This is a genomic window from Sphingomonas taxi (assembly GCF_000764535.1).
GTDB classification, from domain to species: domain Bacteria; phylum Pseudomonadota; class Alphaproteobacteria; order Sphingomonadales; family Sphingomonadaceae; genus Sphingomonas; species Sphingomonas taxi.
In genome coordinates, this window is the sequence record NZ_CP009571.1 from 423136 (window position 1) to 448190 (window position 25055).

General features: G+C 67.5%; 24 protein-coding genes and 2 tRNA genes. 18 read left to right on the forward strand and 8 right to left on the reverse strand.

Annotated elements, in window-relative coordinates; translation table 11 throughout:
- The first annotated feature begins 212 nt into the window (after positions 1–212).
- Positions 213–1721 (forward strand): YifB family Mg chelatase-like AAA ATPase, encoded by a 1509-nt coding sequence (locus tag MC45_RS01870; RefSeq protein ID WP_038666224.1) that lies wholly within the window; start codon positions 213–215, stop codon positions 1719–1721.
- Here MC45_RS01870 and MC45_RS19180 read toward each other — a convergent pair.
- Entirely contained in the window at positions 1714–1872 is a 159-nt protein-coding gene (locus MC45_RS19180; protein ID WP_156143756.1) for a hypothetical protein, read from the reverse strand. The two genes, MC45_RS01870 and MC45_RS19180, sit on opposite strands and share 8 nt — an antisense overlap.
- 264 nt (positions 1873–2136) lie before the next feature.
- Between MC45_RS19180 and MC45_RS01875 the strand changes: the two genes are divergently transcribed.
- A tRNA-Leu gene (locus MC45_RS01875) sits at positions 2137–2221 on the forward strand.
- A 105-nt stretch (positions 2222–2326) separates the two neighbouring features.
- Here MC45_RS01875 and MC45_RS01880 read toward each other — a convergent pair.
- Positions 2327–4633, reverse strand: coding sequence for a TonB-dependent receptor (locus MC45_RS01880; RefSeq protein WP_038658821.1), 2307 nt, complete (start codon positions 4631–4633; stop codon positions 2327–2329).
- A gap of 84 nt (positions 4634–4717) precedes the next feature.
- On the reverse strand, positions 4718–5974 hold the full coding sequence (locus MC45_RS01885) for an MFS transporter (RefSeq protein ID WP_038658823.1): 1257 nt from the start codon (positions 5972–5974) through the stop codon (positions 4718–4720).
- Positions 5975–6271: 297 nt separating this feature from the next.
- On the opposite strand from MC45_RS01885, the gene MC45_RS19735 reads away from it, so the two are divergent.
- From MC45_RS19735 to MC45_RS01915, 7 genes are all read left to right on the forward strand, one after another.
- Complete coding sequence (locus tag MC45_RS19735) at positions 6272–8065, forward strand: methyl-accepting chemotaxis protein (RefSeq protein WP_052075473.1); 1794 nt, start codon at positions 6272–6274, stop codon at positions 8063–8065.
- A gap of 122 nt (positions 8066–8187) precedes the next feature.
- A complete protein-coding gene (locus MC45_RS01895; protein WP_038658827.1) occupies positions 8188–8577 on the forward strand; it encodes a MerC domain-containing protein in 390 nt (129 codons plus the stop codon).
- A gap of 41 nt (positions 8578–8618) precedes the next feature.
- Positions 8619–9086: a Fur family transcriptional regulator gene (locus MC45_RS01900; protein ID WP_038658829.1), complete on the forward strand. Its 468-nt coding sequence runs from the start codon at positions 8619–8621 to the stop codon at positions 9084–9086.
- 53 nt (positions 9087–9139) lie between these two features.
- Positions 9140–11065 carry a 1-deoxy-D-xylulose-5-phosphate synthase gene (gene dxs, locus MC45_RS01905; protein WP_038658832.1) on the forward strand — a complete coding sequence of 642 codons (1926 nt, stop codon included), beginning with the start codon at positions 9140–9142 and terminating at the stop codon, positions 11063–11065.
- Positions 11062–11214: a hypothetical protein gene (locus tag MC45_RS19470; protein WP_169742513.1), complete on the forward strand. Its 153-nt coding sequence runs from the start codon at positions 11062–11064 to the stop codon at positions 11212–11214. Before dxs ends, MC45_RS19470 begins: the two co-directional genes overlap by 4 nt.
- Before the next feature lie 56 nt (positions 11215–11270).
- On the forward strand, positions 11271–11459 hold the full coding sequence (locus MC45_RS01910; protein ID WP_245640816.1) for a hypothetical protein: 189 nt from the start codon (positions 11271–11273) through the stop codon (positions 11457–11459).
- Entirely contained in the window at positions 11456–11863 is a 408-nt protein-coding gene (locus tag MC45_RS01915; RefSeq protein ID WP_038658838.1) for a PIN domain-containing protein, read from the forward strand. The genes MC45_RS01910 and MC45_RS01915 overlap by 4 nt, the downstream gene beginning before the upstream one ends.
- Before the next feature lie 9 nt (positions 11864–11872).
- Here the strand turns inward: MC45_RS01915 and MC45_RS01920 are convergent, their stop codons facing one another.
- Positions 11873–12544: an RBBP9/YdeN family alpha/beta hydrolase gene (locus MC45_RS01920; protein ID WP_038658841.1), complete on the reverse strand. Its 672-nt coding sequence runs from the start codon at positions 12542–12544 to the stop codon at positions 11873–11875.
- A gap of 203 nt (positions 12545–12747) precedes the next feature.
- Here MC45_RS01920 and MC45_RS01925 point away from each other — a divergent pair, with 203 nt between their 5' ends.
- From MC45_RS01925 to MC45_RS01945, 5 genes are all read left to right on the forward strand, one after another.
- The gene (locus tag MC45_RS01925) at positions 12748–13482 is read left to right on the forward strand and encodes a TlyA family RNA methyltransferase (protein WP_038658844.1); all 735 of its coding nucleotides are present in this window, start codon (positions 12748–12750) and stop codon (positions 13480–13482) included.
- 89 nt (positions 13483–13571) lie between these two features.
- The gene (locus MC45_RS01930; protein WP_169742514.1) at positions 13572–14123 is read left to right on the forward strand and encodes a TspO/MBR family protein; all 552 of its coding nucleotides are present in this window, start codon (positions 13572–13574) and stop codon (positions 14121–14123) included.
- A 32-nt stretch (positions 14124–14155) separates the two neighbouring features.
- Positions 14156–14440: an accessory factor UbiK family protein gene (locus tag MC45_RS01935; protein ID WP_038658846.1), complete on the forward strand. Its 285-nt coding sequence runs from the start codon at positions 14156–14158 to the stop codon at positions 14438–14440.
- A 96-nt stretch (positions 14441–14536) separates the two neighbouring features.
- A complete protein-coding gene (locus MC45_RS01940) occupies positions 14537–15040 on the forward strand; it encodes a type III secretion system chaperone family protein (protein WP_038658848.1) in 504 nt (167 codons plus the stop codon).
- Positions 15040–15834, forward strand: coding sequence for a pyrroline-5-carboxylate reductase family protein (locus tag MC45_RS01945; RefSeq protein ID WP_038658851.1), 795 nt, complete (start codon positions 15040–15042; stop codon positions 15832–15834). The genes MC45_RS01940 and MC45_RS01945 overlap by 1 nt, the downstream gene beginning before the upstream one ends.
- Before the next feature lie 41 nt (positions 15835–15875).
- On the opposite strand, the gene MC45_RS01950 is transcribed toward MC45_RS01945, so the two are convergent.
- Positions 15876–15950, reverse strand: a tRNA-Gln gene (locus tag MC45_RS01950).
- Between the two features lie 79 nt (positions 15951–16029).
- Positions 16030–17136 (reverse strand): branched-chain amino acid aminotransferase, encoded by a 1107-nt coding sequence (locus MC45_RS01955; protein ID WP_038658854.1) that lies wholly within the window; start codon positions 17134–17136, stop codon positions 16030–16032.
- 60 nt (positions 17137–17196) lie between these two features.
- Here MC45_RS01955 and MC45_RS01960 point away from each other — a divergent pair, with 60 nt between their 5' ends.
- Entirely contained in the window at positions 17197–17685 is a 489-nt protein-coding gene (locus MC45_RS01960) for a MarR family transcriptional regulator (protein WP_038658858.1), read from the forward strand.
- 212 nt (positions 17686–17897) lie between these two features.
- On the opposite strand, the gene MC45_RS01965 is transcribed toward MC45_RS01960, so the two are convergent.
- Positions 17898–18308, reverse strand: coding sequence for a hypothetical protein (locus MC45_RS01965; protein ID WP_038658861.1), 411 nt, complete (start codon positions 18306–18308; stop codon positions 17898–17900).
- A gap of 128 nt (positions 18309–18436) precedes the next feature.
- On the opposite strand from MC45_RS01965, the gene MC45_RS01970 reads away from it, so the two are divergent.
- The 3 genes from MC45_RS01970 (at position 18437) to MC45_RS01980 (ending at position 23762) form a co-directional block, all read left to right on the forward strand.
- The gene (locus MC45_RS01970) at positions 18437–19117 is read left to right on the forward strand and encodes a DUF6445 family protein (RefSeq protein WP_038658864.1); all 681 of its coding nucleotides are present in this window, start codon (positions 18437–18439) and stop codon (positions 19115–19117) included.
- Between the two features lie 158 nt (positions 19118–19275).
- The gene (locus tag MC45_RS01975; RefSeq protein WP_038658866.1) at positions 19276–22188 is read left to right on the forward strand and encodes a TonB-dependent receptor; all 2913 of its coding nucleotides are present in this window, start codon (positions 19276–19278) and stop codon (positions 22186–22188) included.
- Positions 22189–22265: 77 nt separating this feature from the next.
- Positions 22266–23762 carry a tryptophan halogenase family protein gene (locus MC45_RS01980; protein ID WP_038658868.1) on the forward strand — a complete coding sequence of 499 codons (1497 nt, stop codon included), beginning with the start codon at positions 22266–22268 and terminating at the stop codon, positions 23760–23762.
- Positions 23763–23996: 234 nt separating this feature from the next.
- Here the strand turns inward: MC45_RS01980 and MC45_RS01985 are convergent, their stop codons facing one another.
- The gene (locus MC45_RS01985) at positions 23997–25049 is read right to left on the reverse strand and encodes a LacI family DNA-binding transcriptional regulator (RefSeq protein ID WP_038658871.1); all 1053 of its coding nucleotides are present in this window, start codon (positions 25047–25049) and stop codon (positions 23997–23999) included.
- Between the last annotated feature and the right edge of the window lie 6 nt (positions 25050–25055).

A 25055-nucleotide genomic window follows, 5' to 3' on the forward strand; every position in this document is an offset into this window, starting at 1 on the left:
GATCGTCTGAATAGAAAAGGGCCGCCACGCGGACGGCCTTGATGGGGCGCGCTTAGCCAGACGGGGCGCGGAAGTCAACGCAAGGGCAGGGTTTCGATGCGTCATGCCGGTCGAGATAGGCAGTGTGTGTTATCCTGACAAGACGGCTACGATCGTCGCATCCGCACCGATCGTGCCCGAACGCCGCTATGGTGGAGACGAAGGGGCAAGACATGGCGGCGATCGTCCAGACGGTGGCGTATCTCGGGCTGGAGGCGCGCGGGGTCGAGGTGCAGGTGCAGCTCATCCCGGGCGTGCCTGCCTTCTACGTCGTCGGCCTCGGTGACAAGGCGGTGGCGGAGAGCCGCGAACGCGTTCGGGCGGCGATCTCCGCACTCGGCCTGGCGCTGCCGCCCAAGCGGATCGTCGTCAATCTGTCGCCCGCCGATCTGCCCAAGGAGGGCTCGCACTTCGACCTGCCGATCGCGCTCGCCTTGTTGGGGGCGATGGCGGTGATCGATGTCGAGCATCTCGCCGATTATGTCGTCGTCGGCGAACTCGGCCTCGACGGCCGGATCGCGCCGTCGCCGGGCGTGCTGCTCGCCGCGATCCACGCCAGCGCCGAGGGCAGGGGGCTGGTCTGCCCCGCGGCGCAGGGGGCAGAGGCAGCCTGGGCCGGATCGATCGAGGTGCTTGCCGCGCCCGACCTCCTCGCGCTCATCAACCATTTCAAGGGCCACGGCCTGCTCGCCGCACCGCCTGCCAGCGAGGTCGAGCCGATCGGCCACGGTCCGGACCTGCGCCAGGTGAAGGGGCAGGAGGTCGCCAAGCGCGCGCTGGAGATCGCCGCCGCCGGTGGCCACAATCTACTGATGATCGGCCCGCCGGGGGCGGGCAAGTCGCTGATGGCGTCGTGCCTGCCCGGCATCCTGCCACCGCTCGACGCCGCGGAGGCGCTCGAAGTGTCCATGGTCCAGTCGGTCGCCGGCACGCTCGCCGGCGGGCGGCTGACCCGCAACCGACCGTTCCGCAGTCCGCATCACAGCGCCTCGATGGCGGCGCTGACCGGCGGCGGCCTCAAGGTGAAGCCGGGCGAGGTCAGTCTCGCGCATCTCGGCGTGCTGTTCCTCGACGAGCTGCCCGAATTCCAGCGCGCGGTGCTCGATTCGCTGCGTCAGCCGCTGGAAGCCGGCGTGGTCAGCGTGGCGCGTGCCAACGCGCACGTCACCTTTCCGGCGCGCGTGCAACTCATCGCGGCGATGAACCCGTGCCGCTGCGGGCATCTCGGCGATGCGAGCCTCGCCTGTGCACGCGCGCCGCGCTGCGCCGCCGATTATCAGGCGAGGGTGTCAGGACCACTGCTCGACCGGATCGACCTGCACGTCGAGGTCGCCGCCGTGACCGCGACCGATCTGATCCTGCCGCCCCCGGTGGAAGGCTCGGCGGACGTCGCCAAACGGGTCGCCGCCGCCCGCGCGATCCAAAGCGAACGCTATGCGCACGAAGCGATCCGCACCAACGCCGAGGCCGATGGCGCGCTGCTCGACCGCATCGCCACGCCGGAGGAAGCCGGGCGTCGCCTGCTCGCCCAGGCGGCGGAGGCGATGCGCCTGTCGGCGCGCGGCTATACCCGCATCCTGCGTGTCGCCCGGACGATCGCCGATCTCGCCGACGCGGGAACCGTAAATCGCGTCCACATCGCCGAGGCGCTGAGCTATCGCCGGCGTGCCCCGATCAATTGACCGCGGCGATCCGTTCGGAAGACGCAGCGCGATGATGCATCAGATCGAGGCACTGGCTGAGCAGCGCGGCGATGAGGCAATCCCCCGTGGCGTCGGCCTGTTGCAGCGCGCGCACCAGCTGCTGCTCCAAATTATCCTGCTCGACCATCATGCTGTCAGCACCATCTTGAAGCGGAGCGGCAATCCAGCACGGCTGGCGACCTGTCCGCAACGACATGGATTAGCATAACGGACTCGTGGTGCTAATCCAAGACGCTTGCGATCCCTTCGCCAATTGGCTACCGGCCTTTGCCTCGTCACCGGGGTCCGGTTCGCGGACGCTGTCCGGTGATCGCTCCGGGTGACGAGCAGAGCCGTTCCGGTTACTTGCGGTGCCTTCAGGCGCTGCGAATGCGGGTTGAGTAAGCGGCTCCGTGCGGGTGTGGTGAAATTGGTAGACGCGCGGGACTCAAAATCCCGTTCCGCAAGGAGTGTCGGTTCGAGCCCGACCACCCGCACCATTTATGTCAGCCTGGATGTCGAGAGGCGGGGGTGGCAACGTTGATCCCTTGTCCCGGATCTCCGGCCCGCCGCGGGGCGAGGGGCCGTGATCGCTATCCCCTCGCTCAGAAATCCTTGCGCAGCAGCAGTCCGCCGTAACGGCGGTCGTCGCGGGGGACGAAGCGGACCGTTCCGGCGAACGTCCCCGGCGCGAGGAAGCTGGCGTAGGACGTATCGGTGATGTTCTTGACATAGGCCCGCAGCTGCCAGCCGTCGGCAGGGCGGACCAGCGCGACGCTGGCGTTCCAGATCGCATAGGCCGGCTGGATCGTGTTGGCGGTCTCGCTCAGCGAATATTGCACCTTGCTGCTGAACGTCACGTCGCTCTGCAGTTCGAACGCCAGGGCGTCCGACAGCGCGAAGCGATAGGCGGCATTCTCGTACAATTTGACGCGCGGCGCATAGGGCAGCGGCTGTCCGTCGACGTTGCAGCTCACCGGCGCACCCGGCGGGCAGAGGAAGTCGCGCACCTTGGCATCGGTATAAGCGCCCGACAGATCGACGGTGAAGCCCTTGGCCGGTCGCAGCGTCACGTCCGCCTCGACGCCGCGCGAGCGGACCGAACCGGCGTTGATCAGCCGCGTCACCTGCGCGCCATTGACCACGTCGGCGAAATTCGCCTGATAGCCGTCGAACGTCGTCGTATAGGCGGCGAGGCTGTAGCTCAGCGCGCGATCGGCGGTGCTGCCCTTCAGGCCGATCTCGAACGAGTTGGACGTTTCCGGGCTCAGCGGCAGTTCGTCGAGCGGGGTGGTCGCGTTGAGCGAGCGCATGTTGAAATAGACGTTGTAGGCCGGCCCCTTGTAGCCCCGCGAATAGGTGAAATAGGTCTGCGCACGAGCGCCGAGGTCGAGTTGCAGGCCGAGGCGATAGCTGTCGCCGCGCCGGTCGGTGCTGCCCTGCGCCCGGTGATAGGCGCGGATGCCGGGGCGATCGAGCGCCGGCGCGCCGCTGTTGGTCGGATCGGCCGACGAGGTGCGCAGATGATAGAAGGACAGATCGTCCCAGGTCGAGCGATAGCCGGCGATCCCGCGGAACGCCTTGGTGAAGTTGATGTTGGCCTCGCCGAACAGCGCATAATTGTCGTCGGTGATGCCATAGTCGGCGACGCCGTTGGTCGTCGTCTGCACCGTGCCGGCAAGGCTCGTCAGCGTCCGCGCGTAGACCTCGTCGGTCTTGGCGTGGAGGTAGTAAGCGCCGACGACATAGTCGATCAGTCCACCGCGCGGCGAGGCGAGGCGCAGCTCCTGCGAGAATTGCTCGCTGTCGACGCGGCCGTCGTCGATCCCCTGCGGAAAGGCGGCGGTGAGCGTCGGCAGGCCGTCGTAATCCTGCTGCTGGTGGTTGAGCCACTGCCGCCACGCGGTGATCGAGGTGACGCGATACTCGCCGATCGCCAGTTCGGCGGTCAGCGAGCCGCCGTAATTTTCGTCGCGGACGTTGGTGTCGATATTCGTCGCCGCGACCCGATTGCCGGCCGATGGCCGCACCCCGGCATTGGCGAGCACCGCGGCGAGCGGCGCCGAGACGCTGACGATCCCGGTGGGGTAGGCGACCTGGCGCGTCGAGGCATAGACCGGCGCGACCGTCTCATAGGTATTGAGGTAATCGCCGATCAGCGTCAGCTTGAGCGCATCGACCGGGGTCGCGACCAATTTGCCGCGCACGCCGTAACGGCGCGAGCCGTTGGTGTCGTTGCCGGTGGTCGCATTGCGGGTGTTGCCGTCGAAATCGCTGTAGAGCCCGCCGATCAGCGCCTGGAGCTTGCCCGGCACGATCGCGCCCGACACGCCCGCCTTGATGCGATAGTCTTGATCGGTCGTCGCGCCCGCTTCGCCGAAGGCGTGGAAGTCGTCGGTCGGGTTGCGCGTGACGATGTTGACGACGCCCGCCGAAGCGTTCTTGCCGAACAACGTTCCCTGCGGCCCGCGCAGCACCTCGATCCGCTCGACCTCGCCGAGATCGAGCGTCGACTGGCCCGGTCGGGTCAGCACGACGCCGTCGAGCACGGTCGACACCGATGGCTCGACGCCGGGGGACGTGGTGATCGTGCCGATGCCGCGGATGAAGATCGTCCGGTCCTTGTTCGACGCGCCGCTGCGGAAACCGACCGAGGGGATCGCCGCGCTGATCGTCTCGACCGTGTTCAACTGCCGCTCGGCGAGCGAACTGCCGCTGATCGCGGTGATCGCGATCGGCACCTGCTGGAGGCTTTCGTTACGGAAACGCGCGGTGACGACGATCTCGCCGTCCTGCGTGTCCCCCGGCGCATCGGTTGCGGTCACGGGCGGGGGCGCGTCCTGGGCGAAGGCCGGCATGGCGGCGGACAGGCAGGTGGTGGCGAGCAGCGCGAACAAACGGTTGGCGTTCATCGAAATCCCCTTTGATCGCGCGACCTTATTATCCCTCTGCGCGCTGGGGTATAAAGAAGCATCGTGGCCCCCGACAGCACGCCTTTATACCGCGTCCCCGTCCGTACCCTCCGCCAGCGGCTGCAAATGCGGCAGCAGCAACTGGATCCAGCCGAGCGCGGCGAGATAGGCGACGCTCGCGAACAGCAGCAGCGGCAGATAGCCGAGCCCCGCCGCCAGCGTTAGTCCGGCGACCTTGGCGATGCCGATGCCGCCGACATTGCCGCAGAACGATCCGAAGGCGGTCACCCGCCCGACCCGGCGCTGCGGCACGATGTCGGCGATCAACGCGAACAAATTGGTCGAGAAGGCCTGATGCCCGGCGAGCGCCAGCGCCATCAGCGCGATCGCCAGCGGATAATCGTGGATGAGCAGCGCGAAGGGGATCGGCACCACCGCCAGCGCCGCGACCAGCATGATACCCTTGCGCACGCGGTTCACCGCAACCCCCTTGCCGAGCAGCCGCGTCGACACGCTGCCGCCGACCAGCGACCCCACCGCCGCGCCGCCATAAGCGATGGCGAGCGGCACGCCGAGCGCGACCCCCGACAGGCCGAACTGGCGATGGAAGAAATCGGGTAGCCAGAATAGCAGCAGCCACCAGGTCGCGTCCGACAGGATCTTGGCGCCCGCCACCGCCCAGGTCCGGGAATCGCGCAGGATCGGGCCGTCGAGCGCCGCCAGCGGCGTCGCCGTGGCGGGCCGGTGCGGCGTGAAGCGCACGCCGCGTGCCGCGATCAGCCAGCCGCCCGCCCATATCAGCCCGAACAGTCCGGCGGCGACGAACGTCCCGCGCCAGCCGAACGCCAGCGCCACCGCGGGGATCGCCAGCGGGGCGAGGATCGCGCCGAGGCTGCTCGCCGCGTTGGTCGCGCCGAAGCCGGTCGACCGCCAGCGCGGCGACAGCACCGCGGCGACCGTCTTGGCGCCGGTCGGCGTCCCCATCGCCTCGGTCGCGCCGAGCGCGATCCGCACCGCGGTGAACTGCCCGATCGTCATCGCCCAGCCGTGCAGCAGCGCCGCGACGCTCCACGCCGCCACGCCCGCCGGATTGGCCCATTTGACGCCGAGCCGGTCCGCGATCCAGCCGCTGAACAGGAAGCCGATCGCCGCACCGGTCTGGAACCAGGCGGCGAGCGTGCCATAGTCGTCGTCGCTCCAGCCAAGTTCGGCGGCGATCGTCGGCTTGAGCACCGCGATGATCTGGCGATCGACGAGGTTGAGCACCCCCGCGGTGATGACCAGCGCGAACAGCAACCCACGATGGCGCGCGCTCAGCTCGCCTACCGTCCTCAATGCCATGGTCCATTCATGCGCCCGACCATGAGCGGCCCGCAACGGGGTGGCGAGGGAGTTTTTCTAAAGGACGCTGCGTCGTGCCGCATTGCCCGTCGCGCTCGCCCCACCCGCCCAAGTAATTGAGACAATTCCGATGATCGATGACGAACGCTTCCGCTTCCCTTGATCGAGATTTGGCCCCGCGATCGTCGATATCCGCGCAATGCGGTTTGTCGACACGCCGAGGCTTCGGCCCAACTATACTAGCAATAGGACGAAGCGATGCCGAGTGAAGTACGTCGGGGTGGGCGGATCAATCGTATGACTATTCAGGAAAAATGCCGGATCGCAGGACTATCGGCGATCGCGCTGGTGCTATTCTGCGGTGTCGTCGCCGGTTTCGGCATCGATACGATCCGGGTCGGCGGCCCGATCGCGCGTCAGAATCAGGAGATCAGCGACCTCGACGCGGACATCCTGCCGCCCCCCGCCTATGTCATCGAACCCTTCCTCGACGCGACGCTGCTCGCGCGCGATCCGGCGTCGCTGCCCCGCCGGCGTGCGTCGCTCGCCCGGGCCGAACAGGCCTTTCGCGCCAGCGTCGCCCGCTGGAAGGCGTCGTCGCTGTCGGAGCCGTCGATCCGCCAGCCGCTCGATCGCGCGGCACATGACGCCGAGCTGTTCTGGAGCGAGCTCGACCGCGTCCTGATGGCCGCGGTGGAACGTGGCGACGCCGCGGCGATGCAGGCCAGCTACGCGCGGCTCGCGACGCTCTATACGACCCATCGGCAGCATATCAACCAACTCGTGATCGCCACCGCCAAGGTCCAGCAGACGCTCGCCGAGCACGGCCAGCGTCAGCTCGCCAGGACGATCGCATTGCTGGCGCTGATCGGCCTCATTCTCATCGCACTGACCGCAGCGGCGCTCGCCTATCTGCTCCGTCGCGTGCTGAGGCCGGTCGGCGATACCGCCAACGCGATGCGCCGCATGGCGGATGGCGACCTTAGCCTGCGTCTTGCCGGCGGCGATCGGGCCGACGAGATCGGCACGATGGTCGCCGCGGTCGAGGTGTTCCGGGTCGCGGCGCAGGCGCAGGTCACCAACGCGCGCAAACAGGACGCCGTCGTTCGCGAACTGACCAAGGCGCTGGGTGAACTCGGCAGCGGTGACCTGAGCTACCGGATCGGCGACGCGCTGCCCGACGAGTATCGCGAACTGGCGCGTTCGTTCGATGCCGCGATGGAGCGTTTGTCGCAGACGCTCAGCCGGGTCGCCGAGTCCGCCACGCGGGTGAAGGTCGCGACGGTCGAGCTGCGCAGCGCCTCGGACGACCTGTCGTTGCGCACCGAGCAGCAGGCGGCGGCGCTCGAACAGACCGCGGCGGCGATCCACGAGATCACCTCGGCGGTGAGCGAGGCGGCGAGCGGCGCCAACCGGACCGACACGATCGTCGGAAACGTCCGTCGCGAGACCGAGGAATCGGGGGGGATCGTGCGTCGCGCCGTCGAGGCGATGGGCGCGATCGAGCGTTCGTCGAACGAGATATCGGAGATCATCTCGGTGATCGACGGCATCGCCTTCCAGACCAATCTGCTCGCGCTCAACGCCGGCGTCGAGGCGGCACGCGCCGGCGACGCGGGACGCGGCTTCGCGGTCGTCGCCTCCGAGGTGCGGGCGCTGGCGCAGCGGTCGGCGGATGCGGCGCGCGACGTCAAGGGCCGCATCCTCGCCTCGGGGGCGCTGGTGCAGGACGGCGTCGGCCTCGTCACCGATACCGGGCGCACGCTCGACAGCATCTTCGTGCGGATCGGCGAGGTCAGCGATCTCGTCTCCGGCATCGCCCGCTCGTCGGAGCAGCAGGCGAGGGGGCTCAGCCAGGTCAACGTCGCGGTCGGCGAGATGGACGGCATGACCCAGCAGAATGCGGCGATGGTCGAACAGGCGACCGCGGCGGCGCGCGAACTCGCCGCCGAGGCGGATGCGCTGGCGCAGGATGTCGACGGGTTCAAGCTCGATGCCAAGCCCACCGCCGGCCCGATCCGCGACGCGCGAGCCGCGCAGCTCGCGCTGGTTCATCCCGGCAACGACATGCCGTCGCTCGCCGCCAGCTGACCGCGGCCCGCCGGTGGCCGCGGGGCTGCCGGCTTGTCGATGAAAGACCGCAAGAAAATCGCTGCCGAATGCGCCATGTGATATTGTAACCTTGCAGCAACCGGCCTAGATGGTCGGCAGCAATGACGCACGGGACGCATATTGTACGCCGCTTCGGCTGGGCTTGGCTCGATCGCGCCGCGATCGCGCTGTCCGGCCTGTGCGTCGTCCATTGCCTCGCGAGCGCGGTGCTGCTGGCGATGCTGTCGGCGGCGGGCGGGCTCCTGCTCAACCCGATCTTCCACGAGATCGGCCTGACGATCGCCATCTTCCTCGGTGCGGTCGCGCTCGGCCGCGGCGTTCTGGAGCACGGCTATGTCATGCCCGCGTCGATGGGCGCCTTCGGCCTCGGGATCATGGCCGGTGCGATGACCCTGCCGCACGAAGGCGGCGGTGCCGAGACCTTGTGGACGGTGATCGGCGTCGGGTTGCTCGCGTTCGGCCACGATCTCAACCGCCGCGCCGTCATCTGACGCCGCTTGTGATCGCGGTCGACGCCACCTAAGTCCCCGTTATGGCAGCGCACGCGCATCACGATCACCACGAGCCGCAGGGCGCAGACCTCACCAAGGCCGCGCGCGCGACGCTGGAGAAGTCCGGCGAGCAATGGACGCAGATGCGTGCCAACGTCTTCGCCGCGCTCGTCGGTTTCACCAAGCCGGCCAGCGCCTATGATATCGCGGAGGCGATGTCGAAGAGCGAGGGCCGCCGCGTCGCCGCGAACAGCATCTACCGCATCCTCGACGTCTTCGTGGCGTCCAATCTCGCGCGGAAGGTCGAAAGCTCAAACGCTTACGTGGCCAATGCGCATCCCGATTGCCTGCACGATTGTATCTTTCTGGTGTGCGATTCGTGTGGACAAACGGTGCATCTCGACGACGACACGGTCACGCGTGGTGTCAGGAGTGCCGCGCAAGCCGTTGGTTTTGCACCAATTCGTCCGGTGATCGAGGTGCGCGGCAAATGCGCCGACTGCGCCTGACGTTGCGCGCGCCGACAATCGACACCCATCGTACAAGCGCGTAGACGGGTCCGATGGCCGAATTACCCGAAACGCCGCTGCTCGATACCGTCAACACACCGGAAGAGCTGCGAAAACTCCCTCCCGAGCAGTTGCGCCAGCTGGCCGACGAACTGCGGCAGGAGACGATCTCGGCGGTCGGATCGACCGGCGGCCACCTCGGTTCGGGGCTCGGCGTCGTCGAGCTGACCACCGCGATCCATTACGTCTTCGACACGCCGCGCGACCGGCTGGTGTGGGACGTCGGCCACCAATGCTATCCGCACAAGATCCTGACCGGCCGTCGCGACCGAATCCGCACGCTGCGTCAGGGCGGCGGGCTCAGCGGCTTCACCAAGCGCAGCGAGAGCGAATACGACCCGTTCGGCGCCGCGCACAGCTCGACCTCGATCTCGGCGGCGCTCGGTTTCGCGGTGGCGAACAAGCTCGCCGGCACCCCGGGCCGCGGCATCGCGGTGATCGGCGACGGCTCGATGTCCGCCGGCATGGCCTATGAGGCGATGAACAACGCCGAACAGGCGGGCAACCGGCTGGTCGTCATCCTCAACGACAATGACATGTCGATCGCGCCGCCGGTCGGCGGCCTGTCGGCCTATCTTTCGCGCATCGTGTCGAGCCGCGAATTCCTCGGCGTCCGCGACATCCTGCGCAAGTTCGCGCGTCGTTTGCCGCGGCCCTTCTACGCCGCCGCGCGCAAGACCGACGAATTCGCCCGCGGCATGACGATGGGCGGCACCTTGTTCGAGGAGCTCGGCTTCTATTACGTCGGCCCGATCGACGGCCACAATCTCGACCATCTCATCCCGGTGCTCGAGAATGTCCGCGACGCCGAGGAAGGGCCGATCCTCGTCCATGTCGTCACCAAGAAGGGCAAGGGCTATGGCCCGGCCGAGGCGGCGGCGGACAAATATCACGGCGTCCAGAAGTTCGACGTCATCACCGGCGCGCAGGCCAAGGCGCCACCGGGACCGCCGCAATATCAGAACGTCTTCGGCGATGCCTTGATCAAGGAAGGCGAGCGCGACCCGACGATCGTGGCGATCACCGCGGCGATGCCCTCGGGCACCGGCGTCGATCGTTTCGCCAAGGCGTTCCCCGATCGCGCCTTCGACGTCGGCATCGCCGAACAGCATGCGGTGACCTTCGCCGCGGGTCTCGCCGCGCAGGGGATGCGGCCGTTCTGCGCGATCTATTCGACCTTCCTCCAGCGCGCCTATGACCAGGTCGTCCACGACGTCGCCATCCAGAACCTGCCGGTGCGCTTCGCAATCGACCGCGCCGGGCTGGTCGGCGCCGACGGCGCGACGCATGCCGGCTCGTTCGACGTCACCTATCTCGCCACCTTGCCCAATTTCGTCGTGATGGCGGCGGCGGACGAGGCCGAGCTGGTCCATATGACACATACCGCAGCGCTGCACGACAGCGGTCCGATCGCGCTGCGCTACCCACGCGGCAACGGCGTCGGCGTCGACTTGCCCGAGGTGCCGCAACGCCTCGAGATCGGCAAGGGTCGCATCGTCCGCGAGGGCAAGACCGTCGCGATCCTGTCGCTCGGCACCCGGCTGGAGGAGGCGCTCAAGGCCGCCGAGGTGCTCGAGGCCAAGGGGCTGTCGACCACCGTCGCCGACCTGCGCTTCGCCAAGCCGCTCGACGAGGCGCTGATCCGCCGGCTGCTGACCACGCATGAGGTGGCGGTGACGATCGAGGAGAATGCAGTCGGCGGCTTCGGCGCGCATGTGCTGACGCTGGCGAGCGACGAGGGGCTGATCGACGGCGGGCTCAAGCTGCGCACGATGCGCCTGCCCGACGTCTTCCAGGATCAGGACAAGCCCGAGAAGCAATATGCCGAAGCGGGCCTCGACGCCGACCATATCGTCCAGACCGTACTTAAGACTTTGCGTCACAACAGCACCGAGGTGACCGAGGGCGCGCGCGCATGAAGGGGTGGACCGCGGTCGTCGTCATCACCGGCCTCGCGCTGGTAGTGCTGATCGGCCTCAACGTCCGCCTCTACCGCGCGATGAAGGCGGCGACGGCCAAGGGGCGCGAGCAGGAGCGGGAGGGAGATGTTTCGCATCCGGGCAGCTGATCTGCTATAAGTCGGGTATGAAGCTGACGAGATCTCCTGACGGGTATGTAGTCCGGGTGCCGGCCGATCTGGTTGCGGCTCTCGACTTGCATGAAGGCGACGACGTAACGATTGGGAAGATCGAAGAAATGTCGTGCGACTTGTCCGAAGCCGAGAAGGACGCCCTCGTTGCACGAATGAAGTCTCTGGCGAGACCGTTGCCGCCCGGTTTTAAATTCGATCGCGAGGAAGCGAACTCCCGGTGAGCGCCGGCTTTCTCGATACGAATGTCCTTCTTTACGGCTTTACCGCTGACGATCATCGACAGCCCGAGGCGATGCGTCTTATTCGCGCGGGTTGCGTAATCAGCGTTCAGTGCTTGAATGAATGTGCGTTCGTCGCCCGGCGCAAACTCCGCATGACTTGGGCGGAGATCGCCGACCCCCTTGCGATCATTGTGCAATTGAGCCGTCCGGTCATGCCGGTTACGATCGACCTCCATCGGCTCGGGATACATCTCGCCGAACGCTACACCCTGTCCGTCTACGACGGGATGATCGCGGCGGCAGCCGTCATCGCCGGGTGCGACATTCTCTATTCCGAAGACATGCACCACGGCCTCTTCATCGACGGACGCGTCAGGATCGTGAACCCCTTCGCGCCCGCCTGACGCGGCCGCTCACCGGCCGAGATAATGCGCCTGCGCCGCCTCGGTGGCGTTGATCGCGAGGATCGAACGCGCGTCGCTCGCCGGGCGCGCGCGGCCGCGGCTGTCGGTGCCCGCGGCGATCACCCGGTTGAGCAACTCCTGCCCCTCTTCCCACCAGCCGATGCCGCTGGCGGCGTTGAGATGCCCCTGCGGCCCGGCATCGATGAAATGACTGCCCCATTGCGCGGCGAGGCTGTGCGCGCGGTCGATGCCGATCCACGGATCGTCGCTCGACGCGACGAGGATCGACGGGAAGGGCAGGGGGGTGCGCGGCGTCGGCGCGAAGCCGCGCAATTCGTCGGGCGCGCCGGGCCGATCCACATCGGCGGGTGCCACCAGCAATGCCCCGGCGACCGGCCAGCCATAAGGCTGCGGGCTCAGCTCCGCCCACCACGCCACCGCGAGGCAGCCGAGGCTGTGTGCGGCGAGGATCACCGGCGCCTCGGCGCGGGAAATCGCCTGGTCGAGCTTGGTCACCCAGGCGTTGCGATGCGGCGTGTTCCACATGCCGAGCTCGACGCGCAGCGTGTCGGGCCGCGAATCCTCCCACAACGTTTGCCAGTGCGACGGCCCGGAGCCGCCGAGGCCCGGCACGGTCAGGATGGTCGGTTGCACGCTTTCGAAACTGGAAAATCCGGTCATGGCTGCATCTCCCTCCGTGTGAAAGGGCGTGTCGGGCCGGGGTTCGGATCCTCCGTCCTTCCACACCAGCACAACCACGAAGATAATCCTACTGTTCCACTAGGCAATTGCCGATGCGCCCAATCGAAGGCGGCGAGCGTCGGAGCGAAGGACCTGCGCATGCGGGGTGACGCGCGCGCCATTTCCGCGCTAGGGCGCGCGTCATGGCAAAGACCCGTGCGGACCAGATGCTCGTCGATCGCGGCCTTGCGGAATCGCGGACGCGTGCGCAGGCGCTGATCATGGCGGGGCTCGTGTTCGCCGGCACGCGCAAGGTCGACAAGCCGGGACAGGCGTTCCCCGACGACGTCGCGCTCGACGTGCGTGGGCGCGATCATCCCTGGGTATCGCGCGGCGGCATCAAGCTGGCGCACGGACTGGACCATTTCGGTTGGGCCGTCACCGATGCGGTGGCGATCGACGTCGGATCCTCGACCGGCGGCTTCACCGACGTGCTGCTCAGCCGCGGCGCGGCGCGCGTCTATGCCGTCGACAGCGGCACCAACCAGCTCGCGTGGAAGCTGCGTCAGGATCCGCGCGTCATCGTCCACGAACAGACCAGCGCCCGCATTCTTACCGACGCGCATATCCCGGAGCCCGTCGACCTGATCGTCTGCGACGCCAGTTTCATCGGTCTTGCCAAGGTGTTGGAACGGCCGATGGGCTTCGCCCGGCCGGGCGCGCGACTGCTCGCGCTGATCAAGCCGCAGTTCGAGGCGGGGCGGACCGAGGTCGGCAAGGGCGGGGTGATCCGCGATCCGGCAGTCCGAACCCGTGTCTGCGACGAGGTCGTCGCATGGCTGTCGGCGGAAGGCTGGCCTGCGGTCGGTGTCGTCGAGAGCCCGATCACCGGGCCGGAGGGCAATGTGGAATATTTGGTCGCCGCGATACGCGATTGATCTACAATGGGAACGATCACCGATACGGGTGCTTTACGAAGGCTGCGCGGCGCGGCAAAGCAGGCGTGAACGCTGTTGAGGAGCATCGGGTGGGGGGCATCGCTTCCAAGGGGCAGTTGCGGGTGTCTTTCCTGCGCTGGGCCATCTTTACCGTACCGCTGATCCTGTTGCTCGGCTTCGCCTCCGGACGGGCGGTGCCGGCGGGTGCCGACAACGGCTGGTACGTCGCGTTGCAGAAGCCGGCGCTGACCCCGCCGGGCTGGGTCTTCCCGGTCGCATGGACCTCGCTCTACATCCTGCTCGGCCTTGCGGTGGCGATGATCCTCCATGCGCGTGGCGCGCGCGGGCGGGGACTGGCTCTGGCTGCCTTCGCCGTCCAGTTCGTCCTCAACCTCGCATGGACGCCGCTGTTCTTCGGGATGCATCAGGTCGGCGCCGCATTGCTGGTCATCGTCGCGATCCTGATCGTAGCGACGATCACCACCGTGCTGTTCGGCCGCATCCGCCCGCTCGCCGCGTGGCTGATGGTGCCTTATCTGATCTGGATCAGCTTCGCCGGCGTCCTGACCTGGCGGATCGGCCAGCTCAACCCCGATGCCGAAACCCTTGTGCCGGCGGCGCATACGTCCCAGATGCTCTGACACGTAGCATCGCTTTTCCGGGACCCTTCGATATGCAATCCGACAACCGCCTGTTCGACGATCTGGTGAAGCTGGTGAACGGCGCCGCCGGCACTCTGGCCGGCGTCGGCCGCGAGGCCGAATCGGGCGCGCGGGCACGCGCGCGCGAGTGGATCGGCGGTCTCGACTTCGTCAGCCGCGACGAGTTCGAGGTGGTGAAGGCGATGGCCGTCGCCGCGCGCGACGAAAACGATGCGCTCAAGGCGCGGCTCGATGCGCTGGAAGCGCGGCTCGGCGCCACCCCGACGCCGTCTGCCGATCCGGTCCCCACCGCCTGATCGACTTTTCCACAGCTTTATCGACAGTGTTGTCCACGATGGGGTTGCCTGGGCGTTTTTGCCTCGGCAGCCTTGTCGTGCGATAGAGGCGTAACGATGCTCGACCACGCTGAACACGAATCCGAACCCGACGCCCCCATCGACATGCTCGAGGCCTATTATGCCGCGCATGGCTGGGAGCATGAGCGTCACGACGACGAGATCGTCGCGACGGTGAAGGGCAGCTGGACCAGCTACGAATTGCGCGCGCTCTGGCGCGAGGACGACAGCGTCCTGCAATTCCTCGCCTTTCCCGACATCAAGGTCACCGACGATCGCCGCGCCGCGGTCTATGAGGCGATCGGCCTGGTCAACGAGCAATTGTGGATCGGCCATTTCGAGCTCTGGTCGTCCTCGGGCGTGCTGCTCTACCGCCATGCCGCGATGATCGACGGCGAGGAGGAGGGGACGATGTCGCTCGGCGCCACCGAATTGCTCGTCGAATCGGCGATCGAGGAGTGCGAGCGCTTCTATCCGGTGTTCCAGTTCGTGCTGTGGGGCGGCAAGACCCCCAAGGAGGCGCTCGCCGCCGCGCTGATCGAGACGCAGGGCGAGGCCTGATGCGGCTGCTGATGGTCGGTGCCGGCAACATGGGCGGCGCCATGCTCCGCCGTTGGCTCGCCGCCGGCCTGTCGCCTGCCGACGTCACCGTCGTCAGCCCCAGCGGTCGCGCGATGCCCGATGGCGTCCGCGTCGTCCCGGCGATCCCCGACGCGGGGGAGGGGGCGTTCGACGTCATCCTGCTCGGGCTCAAGCCGCAGCAATTGGGCCTGTTGCGTGACGGGCCGCTCGCCGATCATGCGCCCCGCGTGCTGGTGTCGATTCTTGCCGGTGTGGAGGAGGCGACGCTCGCCACGCTCTGCAAGGCGGGCGCGGTGGTGCGTGCGATGCCGAACCTGCCGGTCGCGATCGGGCAGGGCGTCGTCGCGCTCTTCTCCACCGCCGCCGACGATGCGACACGTGCCGAGCTGACCGAATGGATGCGGCCGCTCGGCCTCGTCGAATGGATCGCCGGCGAAGCGCAGTTCGACGACGTCACCGCGCTCGCCGGTTGTGGCCCCGGCTTCGTCTTCCGTTTCGCCGATGCGCTCGCGCAGGCGGGTGCGGCTTTGGGCCTGTCGCAGGATCAGGCGGCGCGGCTCGCGCTGGCGACGCTCGCCGGTTCGGCGACGATGGCCGCAGAGGCCGACGTCAGCCCCGCGACACTCGCTGATCGTGTCGCCAGTCCGGGCGGCTCGACCCGCGAAGGCCTCAACGTTCTTGACCGCGACGATCGCCTCGTCACCCTGCTGACCGAGACGTTGGCGGCGTCCGCGGCGCGCAACCGCGCCATGGCGGCGGCAGCGCGGGACTAGGCCGCCGCGACCGGCGCATCGAGGTCGATGTGTCTGGATCCTGGCTGGGGCGGCAGGATTCGAACCTGCGGATGGCGGCACCAAAAGCCGCTGCCTTACCACTTGGCGACGCCCCAACGAGGAGGCGGCCTTATAGCCGTGTCGACGGGGTTGGAAAGCCCCGCCGGTACGACTTTTCGGGCCGCCCCGACGAAATCAGTCGAGCCGCTGCAACCAGCCGTGCGGGTCGGCCGCGCGACCGCGCTGGATCGCCGACAGCGCGTCGAGCATCCGCTGCGTGAGCTGACCGGTGCCGCCACCGCCGATCGTGAATCGGCCGTCGACACCGGCGACCTCGCCGATCGGCGTCACCACCGCGGCGGTCCCGCAGGCGAACGCCTCGGTCAGGCGACCGCTCGCCGCATCGGCACGCCACTGGTCGATGCCGTACAGCTCCTCGCGCACCTCGATCCCCTGGTCGCGCGCGATGCGGATGATCGAATCGCGGGTGATGCCGGGCAGGATCGTGCCGGTCAGCGGCGGCGTCACCATCGAACCGTCGTCGAACACGAAGAAGACGTTCATGCCGCCCAGTTCCTCGACCCAGCGGCGCTCGACCGCGTCGAGGAAGACGACCTGGTCGCAACCCTGACGGATCGCCTCGGACTGGGCGAGCAGGCTGGCGGCATAATTGCCGCCGCATTTCGCCTCGCCGGTGCCACCGGGCGCGGCGCGGGTATAATCCTGGCTGACCCAGATCGACACGGCGCGTGCGCCGCCCTTCCAATAGGCGCCGACCGACGAGGCGATCACCATATAGAGATAGTCGGACGACGGTTTGACGCCGAGGAACGCCTCGCTCGCGAACATGAAGGGACGCAGGTAAAGCGCGCCGCCCTCGATCTGCGGAAACCAGTCGCGCTCGGTGGCGACGAGCTGCCGGCACGATTGTAGGAACAGTTCCTCGGGCAGCTCGGGCATCGCGAGCCGGCGCGCGCTGTTGTTGAAGCGGCGCGCATTGGCGTCGGGCCGGAACAGCGCGGTGCCGCCGTCGTCGAGCCGATAGGCCTTGAGCCCCTCGAAGATTTCCTGCGCATAATGCAACACCGCAGTCGACGGATCGACGGTGATCGGCGCGCGGGCGGTGATCTTGGCGTCGTGCCAGCCCTCCGCCTCAGTGTAGCGGATCACCGCCATATGATCGGTGAAGACGCGGCCGAAGCCCGGGTCGACCAGCCGCGCGGCGCGCTCATTGGCCTCGACCGGGGTCGCGCTGCGATCGAAACGGAAGGTCGGCGCGGCGGCCGTGGAAACACGGGTCATCGATTTCTCTCAGGCATCAGGGGTTGCGGACGCGTACGGGCGGGGGCTAAACTGGTCAACATGGCTGCCACAGCTCCCTCCGCTTCCGCCCAGTTTCTCCGCGAGCCCGAATTGCGTCGCGGCATGGAACTGCTGTATTTTGGCCATAGCCATCTCACCCGCTCCGTCGATCAGGGGCTCGCAGCACAGGGATTGGGCCGCGCGCATCATCGTGCACTGTATTTCATCGCGCGCAAACCCGACCTGACGGTCAGCGAGTTGCTGGGATTGCTCGCGATCACCAAACAGTCCTTGGGCCGCGTACTCAACGAACTAACCGACCGCAAGTTGGTCGAGACCCGTCCGGGCGAACGCGACCGCCGCCAGCGTCTGCTGCGCCTGACCGAAGAGGGCGCGCGGATGGAGAACGACCTGTTCGAGGCGGTGCGGATCAAGATGTCGCAGGCATACCAGACCGCCGGGCAGGATGCGGTGTCGGGCTATTGGGCGGTGCTGGAAGGGATGATCCCCGACGTCGACCTGACGCTGGTCGAGGGTCTGCGGTCCTGACGGGCGGGGGCGGCGCTCGCGCGGCGGCTTGCCCGCCGACTGCGCCAGCTACAGCGACGCCTTGACCGCAATACGCCATCATCCGGTCGAACGCCGCCTCGCGGATCGCCGCAATCGGCTCGTAGGCGATCCAGCCGGCATTGTGGATCGGCGCGTCAGCCCGTCCGCCGACATCGACCATGATCCCTCATCCCCGTCCGGCGGCGTTGCGCTCACACCCCGTCGGACAGCCCGCCGCCGGCCAGCAGGTGGCGCGCGAGCCGTTCGGCCTCGGCGGCCGTGGCGCGTACGGCCTGCGGCGTACCGAACGCCTTGACGAGATTGGGGTACATCGCCTCCATCTCCGCCCGCCGCGCGGCATCGGGCTCGATCGCGATCACCGCGAGGCAGCGCTCGGCCAAGGCCGTCTTATTGTGTTTGAGCCACTGGCCGCGGGCGACGCGGTCGGCATGTGCCTCCTCCTGGCGGCGCGGCGGATAGATCAGCACGAACCGCCCGCCATCGGCGAGCAACCGATCCATTTCCGCGCACCAGCGCGTCGCATAGCCTTCCGTCGCCTCGCCGACGAAGCGCACGATCGGGTAATCGCGAACGTCGTACAGGGTGTAGACCGGCTCCGTCATGGCATCGCCTCCGTTGATCCCGTCGCCTTTTCATCATAGATGCTGCGACGCAATAGCAGAAGTCGGGATATACTTCCTTGCGGGTCCCGCGATTGCATTTTTCGCGCTCATGCCCGACATCGCCGGCGATGGACTGGACGGTTTCGATCACCCACCACGGCGCCGAGGCGCAGCCCGTCGTCGTCATCGACGGTTTCGCCGATGCCGCGCGCTTCCGCGACGATGCCGCCTTCCTGTCGTTCGCGCCGATCGGGTCCCATTATCCCGGCATCCGCGCCCCGGTCTCACCGCGGATGCTGCGCGATCTGCTCGCCCGGCTCGAGCCCGTCGCACAGGCGGCGTTCGGCGTCGGCGGGCTGGCGATCGCCGATGCCTTCTATTCGATCGTCACCACGCCGCCGGCGGCGCTCGCGCCGATCCAGCGCCTGCCGCATTTCGACGAAGTCTCGCCGACGCGGCTCGCGCTGCTCCACTATCTGTCGCCGGACGAGCGCAGCGGCACCGCCTTCTACCGGCATCGCAGCACCGGTTTCGAGTCGATCGACGCGACGCGGCTCGACCCGTATCGCGCCGCGCTCGACGCCGACCTGCGACGCGACGGCCTGCCCGCGGCCGGCTATATCGCGGGCGACACGCCGGTGTTCGAGCGGCTGGCGGTGCACGAGGGGCGGTTCAATCGCGCGATCCTCTATCGATCGAACACGCTGCACTGCGCCGATCTGCCGGTGGACCTCGCCTTCGATCCCGATCCGGCGACCGGGCGGCTCACCGTCAACACCTTCCTCGACGCCACGCACTTAATGATCTGACGTTGCACGAAAAGCACGGCGCGCCTGCCGCTCCGTGAATACGTATGTGGCCGACTTGGCTCCTAATCCCCCCGCGTTCACAAGCCGGGCAACCAGTCAGCTGATCATCCGCGATGGAGCGGGTGGGGGCATGACGCCACCAGGGGGAGGATTTCTTCGTGTCCCAGACCGAGTCTCTATACACGCGCCGCGCTCGTATCGCGCTGTGCTCCAGCACCGTCGCCATCGCCAGCGTGCTGCTGGTCACCGGCGGTGCCGCCTTCGCGCAGGAAGCGCCCAACCCGCAGTCGCCCACCGCCAATCCGCCCGCCGCGGCGACGGTGCAGGCGCCGGCCCCCGCCGCCGAGCCGACCCCCAATCAGGAGGCGGCACAGACGCAGACCGTCGAGGACGCCGCCACCGACAGTGGCGAGATCGTCGTCACCGGCATCCGCGCCAGCCTCGCCAATTCCGCGAAGATCAAGCGCAACTCGACGCTGATCGTCGACAGCGTCTCGGCCGAGGACGTCGGCAAGCTGCCCGACGTCTCGATCGCCGATTCGCTCGCGCGTCTGCCCGGCGTCACTGCGCAGCGGCTCGAGGGGCGCGACCAGCGCCTGTCGATCCGCGGCCTCGGCCCCGATTTCTCGACGACGCTGCTCAACGGCCGCGAACAGGTGACCGTCGGTGACAACCGCGGCGTCGAATACGATCAATATCCCTCGGAATTCTTCCGCAACGTCAACGTCTACAAGTCCGCCGACGCGTCGCTGATCGCGGCGGGCATCTCGGGCACCGTCGATTTGCGCATGCTGCGTCCGCTCGAACAATCGGGCCGCGTCTTCGCGATCAACGCGCGCGGCCAGATGAACGGCATCGACAATCTCAACCCGGATTCGTCGCGCTACGGCTATCGCGCCTCGGCGACCTATATCGACAAATTCGCGGGCGACACGCTCGGCATCGCGATCGGCGTATCGGGGACGCAGACGCCGTCGCAGGACGAACGCTACAATGCCTGGGGCTATCCGGGCACCGGCACCGCCGCCGACCCGTTCATCCTCGGCGGCGCCAAGCCCTATGTCCAGTCGAACGAGCTGAAGCGCTACGGCGCGGTCGGCACGATCGAATGGCAGCCGTCCGAGGTGTTCCACTCGACCTTTGACGCGCTCTATTCCAACTTCGAGGAAACGCAGCGGCTGCGCGGCATCGAATTCCCGCTCGGCTTCTCCGATCCGGTGCGCAGCGGCATCACCGTCAACAACGGCTTCGCGACGACGACGACGTTCAGCAACGTCTTCGCGGTCCAGCGCAACGACTATAACCAGCGCAAGGCAGAGAATCTGTCGCTCGGCTGGAACAACGACATCAAGCTCGGCGAGCGCCTCCACTTCAACGTCGATGCGAGCTGGAGCCGCGCGACGCGCACCGACTTCCTGCTCGAGACCAACACCGGCACCGGCTTCGCCAAGAGCGGCGTCGCCGACACGGTGACCGTCACGCAGAATGCCAACGGCACCTACCGGATCGTGCCGACGCTCGATTATACCAACACCAACATCCTGCGCCTCACCGATCCGCAGGGCTGGGGCAACAACGGCACGCAGGCAGTGGTCCAGTCGGGCTTCCTCAACCAGCCCAAGTTCAAGGACGATCTCAAGTCGCTTCGCGCCAGCCTCAACGGCGAGTTCGAGGGCAGCCTCGTGCGCAGCTGGGAGGTCGGCGGCAATTACAGCCGGCGCGAGAAGACCAGCGCCTATACCTCCTATTTCCTCTGCCCGCGGGGCGCCGGCACCGGCTGCACCGTCGCGAGCGGCACGCCGACCAGCGCCGCGGTGCCGACCGAGGCGTTGCTCGGCACCAACATCCCGCTCGATTATCTCGGCGTCCCGGCGATGCTGACCTACGACCCGCTTTACGTGTACAACAATGCGCTCAACGCCGCTTATGACAACCGGCCGTCGTCGCTGGTCCGCGACAATCGCGTCATCGAGGACGTCTATACCGGCTATGCCAAACTGAGCCTCGACGGCGACCTCGGCGGCAAGGCGGTCAAGGGTGCGCTCGGCGTGCAGGTGGTCCGCTCCGAACAACGGTCGGTCGGCCAGATCGCCAGCGTCGTCAACGGCGTGGTCACCGTCGCCCCGGCCGACCAGACCGAAAAATACACCAACGTCCTGCCCTCGGCGACCTTCTCGGTCGAGCTGGTCGACAACGGCTACGTCAAGCTCGGCGCATCGCAGACGATGGTGCGTCCGCGCCTCGACCAGGAGCGCGTCACGCAGGACGTGGGGATCAACCTCACCAACATCGGTCGTACCCCGGCGGGGCTGTTCCCGGTGTTCAGCTCGACCGGCGGCAACGTCGCGCTGCGGCCCTATCAGTCGACCAACATCGACCTGTCGCTGGAGAAATATTTCGACGCCGGCGGCTATGTCGCGCTGTCGGGCTATTTCAAGCACCTCACCGACTTCGTCGATCCGAACAACAGCTACGCCTACGATTTCTCGGCGCTGCTGCCGGCGCTAACCGCGGCGCAGCAGGCGCAGGTCATCGCTGCCGGCCAGACGATCGGCAACGTCAGCGCACCGGCCAACACCGGTCGCGGCGAGGTGCTCGGCGTCGAGGCGACCGTCTCGCTGCCGTTCAAGGCGATCACCAGCGCACTGGACGGCTTCGGCATCTTCGCCAGCGGCAATTACACGCAGTCGACGATCAAGTTCGCCAGCAACCCGACGCAGGCGATCACCTTGCCCGGCCTGTCCAAGTGGACCGGCAGCGGCACGATCTACTTCGAGAAATGGGGCTTCCAGGCGCGCGCCAACTATCGCTACCGCTCGGACTTCCTCGCCGAGGTCGCCGGCCTCTCGGCGTCGCCTACCTATCGCACCGCCAAGTCGGAAGGCATCCTCGACGCGCAGATCGGCTATGAATTCCAGGAGGGCTTCCTCCGCGGCTTCTCGATCCTCGCGCAGGCGAAGAACCTCACCGATCGTCCGTTCATCACCTATCAGAACGACGATCCGCGCCAGGTGATCGATTACCAGCGCTATGGCCGCGATTATTATATCGGCGTCACCTACAAATTCTGACGCCGACCTCCATTCCTCCCCGGAACCTTGGGCTGTCGTCTTGTGACGGCAGCCCTTTTTGTCGATAGGCCAAGGGCATGACTGCATCCGTCACCACGATCGTGATCGCCGGCGGCGGCACCGCCGGCTGGATGGCGGCGGCGGCGCTGGGCGGCTTTCTCGAGACCGGCTATCGCATCCGCCTGATCGAATCCGATGAGATCGGCACGGTCGGCGTCGGCGAGGCGACGATCCCGCAGATCCGCCTGTTCAATCAGGCGCTCGGCCTCGACGAGGATGCCTTCCTGCGTGCCACCGGCGGCACGTTCAAGCTCGGCATCGCCTTCGACGGCTGGCGCGAGCCCGGCCATAGCTACATGCACGCTTTCGGCGATGTCGGCCGCGACGTCGGGCTGATCGCCTTCCAGCATTACTGGCTGCGCGCCCGCCGGCTCGGCCTCGCCAAGCCGCTCGACGCTTATTGCCTCAACGAGGTCGCGGCGCGGGCCGGGCGGATGCACCGCGGCGGGCCGCTCACCGCGGCGACGATCCCGGCGATGCCTTATGCCTTCCATTTCGATGCGGGCCTCTATGCCGCCTATCTCCGCCGCTTCGCGGTCAACCGCGGCGTCGAGCGGACCGAGGGGAGAATCGCCGGCGTCGAACGCGATTCCCTGACCGGCGACGTCGCCGCGCTGACGCTCGATTCCGGCGAGCGTGTCGCCGGCGACCTGTTCCTCGACTGCACCGGTTTCCGCGGCCTGCTGATCGAGGGGGCGCTCGCAACCGGTTACGAGGACTGGCGCCATTGGCTGCCCTGCGACCGCGCGATCGCGGTACCGAGCGCCAATGTCGGCGCGCCCTTGCCCTATACCCGCGCGATCGCGCGCGAGGCGGGCTGGCAATGGCGTATTCCGCTCCAGCATCGCACCGGCAACGGCCACGTCTATTGCAGCGCTTTTACCAGCGACGAGGCCGCTGCCGACACGTTGCTCGCCACTATCGAGGGCGAGGCGCAGGGCGATCCGCGCCAGCTCCGCTTCGTCACCGGCCGCCGCAAGCGCGCGTGGAGCCACAATGTCGTCGCGATGGGGCTGGCGAGCGGCTTCCTCGAACCGCTCGAATCGACCAGCATCCACCTCATCCAGTCGGCGATCGCGCGGCTGATCAAGCTCCTGCCCGCGCTGCCCGTCGCCCCCGCCTTGCGCGACGAATACAATCGCCAGACCGGGGTCGAGATCGAGCGCATCCGCGACTTCCTGATCCTCCATTATTGGGCGAACGGCCGCGACGAACCGTTCTGGCAGGCGTGCCGGGCGATGGACCTGCCCGATACGCTGCGCGCCAAGATCGCGCTCTGGCAGGAGGCGGGGACGATCGTCCGCGAACAGGAGGAATTGTTCACCGAGGACGGCTGGCTCCAGGTGCTGGCCGGGCAGGGGGTCGCAGCGCGTGCGCATCACCCGCTCGCCGACCAGATCGACGACGGCGACCTCGGCGAATATATGGAGACGCTGGAACTGCTCTACCGTCGCGAGGCGGGCGCGATGCCGACGCACGCGGCGTTCATCGACCGGCATTGCAAGGCGCGGTGATTGTGAGAAAGGTTTTTGTTCGCGCAGGGACGCAGAGACGCGAAGGTGTCGCGCCCGGGGCAAGGCGTGGTCCTGTCTACCTCATGGCGTGAAAGGACGGACCGCGGCCGCGGCAGCCGCTTCCCCTTTGCGTCTCTGCGTCTCTGCGCGAACTCTCTTCTTTGCCGGGTTTGAAAAGGCACGAATGTTCGAGCGGGAGCGCCACCTATCCCCCGTTGCCGACGCCTAATATCGTCACGTCGATCCGCGCACGATCAGCCGCGGTTGCAACAGCGCCGTATCGGTCGGTTCGTCGGCGATGCGGCGCAGCAAGGTGTCGACCAGCACTTCGCCCGCGCGGCGATAGTCCTGCGCGATCGTCGTCAGCGGCGGCTGCGTCGTCGCGGCGGCGGGGATGTCGTCGAAGCCGACGATCGCGACATCCTCGGGCACGCGCCGCCCGGCCTCGGTCAGCGCGCGCATCGCGCCGAGGGCGATGATGTCGGAGGCCGCGAACAGCGCGTCGAACGGAATGTCGCGCGCCAGCAACCGCTTCGTCGCTTCATAACCCGAGTGTTCGACGGTCAGCGCATCGGCGTGCAGGCCGGGATCGACCGGCAGGCCATGCGCGCGCAACACGGCGCACAGCCCGCGATAGCGGTCGCGGAATTCGGGATAGTGATCGTCGGCATGGCCGATGAAGCCGATCCGGCGGCGACCGCGGTCGACCAGATGCTCGGCGGCGATCCGCCCGCCCGCGATATTGTCGCAGCCGATCGTCACGCCGAGATTGTGGCTGTCGACCGAGCCCCAGCGCACGAAATGCGTCCCCTGCGCGACCAGCGCCTCCAGCCGCGCCTTGTACAGTTCGTAATCGCCATAGCCGAGCAGGATGATCCCGTCCGCCTTGCGACTGTCCTCGTAATCGGTGTGCCAGTCGGCGGAGAGCTGCTGGAACGAGCTGAGCAGATCGTAGCCGCGCGCCGCGCAGGTGCGCAGGATCGATCCCAGCATCGACAGGAAGAAGGGGTTGATGAAGCTGCCGTCGTCGAGCGGGTCCTCGAAGAACAGCAGCGCCAGCGTCATGCTCTGCCCCCGCCGCAGCGACGAGGCGTTTTTGTCGACCTTGTAGTTGAGCTGGCGGGCGATCGCCTCGATCCGCATTCGCGTCGCCGCGCTCACCGTGCGGTCGCCGCGCAGCGCGCGGCTGACGGTCGGCTGCGACACGCCGGCGCGTGCGGCGATGTCGAAGGAGGTCGGCTTGTCGCTCGCTCCGCCCGGTCCCCGTCCTCTGCTCTTCACGGCCATGAGGGC

Excerpts from the sequence above, each read along its gene's own strand:
- MC45_RS01870 (WP_038666224.1), top strand. The coding sequence starts at position 213 with ATGGCGGCGATCGTCCAGACGGTGGCGTATCTCGGGCTGGAGGCGCGC.
- MC45_RS19180 (WP_156143756.1), bottom strand. The coding sequence starts at position 1,872 with ATGATGGTCGAGCAGGATAATTTGGAGCAGCAGCTGGTGCGCGCGCTG.
- MC45_RS01880 (WP_038658821.1), bottom strand. The coding sequence starts at position 4,633 with ATGAACGCCAACCGTTTGTTCGCGCTGCTCGCCACCACCTGCCTGTCC.
- MC45_RS01885 (WP_038658823.1), bottom strand. The coding sequence starts at position 5,974 with ATGGCATTGAGGACGGTAGGCGAGCTGAGCGCGCGCCATCGTGGGTTG.
- MC45_RS19735 (WP_052075473.1), top strand. The coding sequence starts at position 6,272 with ATGACTATTCAGGAAAAATGCCGGATCGCAGGACTATCGGCGATCGCG.
- MC45_RS01895 (WP_038658827.1), top strand. The coding sequence starts at position 8,188 with ATGACGCACGGGACGCATATTGTACGCCGCTTCGGCTGGGCTTGGCTC.
- MC45_RS01900 (WP_038658829.1), top strand. The coding sequence starts at position 8,619 with ATGGCAGCGCACGCGCATCACGATCACCACGAGCCGCAGGGCGCAGAC.
- dxs (WP_038658832.1), top strand. The coding sequence starts at position 9,140 with ATGGCCGAATTACCCGAAACGCCGCTGCTCGATACCGTCAACACACCG.
- MC45_RS19470 (WP_169742513.1), top strand. The coding sequence starts at position 11,062 with ATGAAGGGGTGGACCGCGGTCGTCGTCATCACCGGCCTCGCGCTGGTA.
- MC45_RS01920 (WP_038658841.1), bottom strand. The coding sequence starts at position 12,544 with ATGACCGGATTTTCCAGTTTCGAAAGCGTGCAACCGACCATCCTGACC.
- MC45_RS01925 (WP_038658844.1), top strand. The coding sequence starts at position 12,748 with ATGGCAAAGACCCGTGCGGACCAGATGCTCGTCGATCGCGGCCTTGCG.
- MC45_RS01935 (WP_038658846.1), top strand. The coding sequence starts at position 14,156 with ATGCAATCCGACAACCGCCTGTTCGACGATCTGGTGAAGCTGGTGAAC.
- MC45_RS01940 (WP_038658848.1), top strand. The coding sequence starts at position 14,537 with ATGCTCGACCACGCTGAACACGAATCCGAACCCGACGCCCCCATCGAC.
- MC45_RS01945 (WP_038658851.1), top strand. The coding sequence starts at position 15,040 with ATGCGGCTGCTGATGGTCGGTGCCGGCAACATGGGCGGCGCCATGCTC.
- MC45_RS01955 (WP_038658854.1), bottom strand. The coding sequence starts at position 17,136 with ATGACCCGTGTTTCCACGGCCGCCGCGCCGACCTTCCGTTTCGATCGC.
- MC45_RS01960 (WP_038658858.1), top strand. The coding sequence starts at position 17,197 with ATGGCTGCCACAGCTCCCTCCGCTTCCGCCCAGTTTCTCCGCGAGCCC.
- MC45_RS01965 (WP_038658861.1), bottom strand. The coding sequence starts at position 18,308 with ATGACGGAGCCGGTCTACACCCTGTACGACGTTCGCGATTACCCGATC.
- MC45_RS01970 (WP_038658864.1), top strand. The coding sequence starts at position 18,437 with ATGGACTGGACGGTTTCGATCACCCACCACGGCGCCGAGGCGCAGCCC.
- MC45_RS01980 (WP_038658868.1), top strand. The coding sequence starts at position 22,266 with ATGACTGCATCCGTCACCACGATCGTGATCGCCGGCGGCGGCACCGCC.
- MC45_RS01985 (WP_038658871.1), bottom strand. The coding sequence starts at position 25,049 with ATGGCCGTGAAGAGCAGAGGACGGGGACCGGGCGGAGCGAGCGACAAG.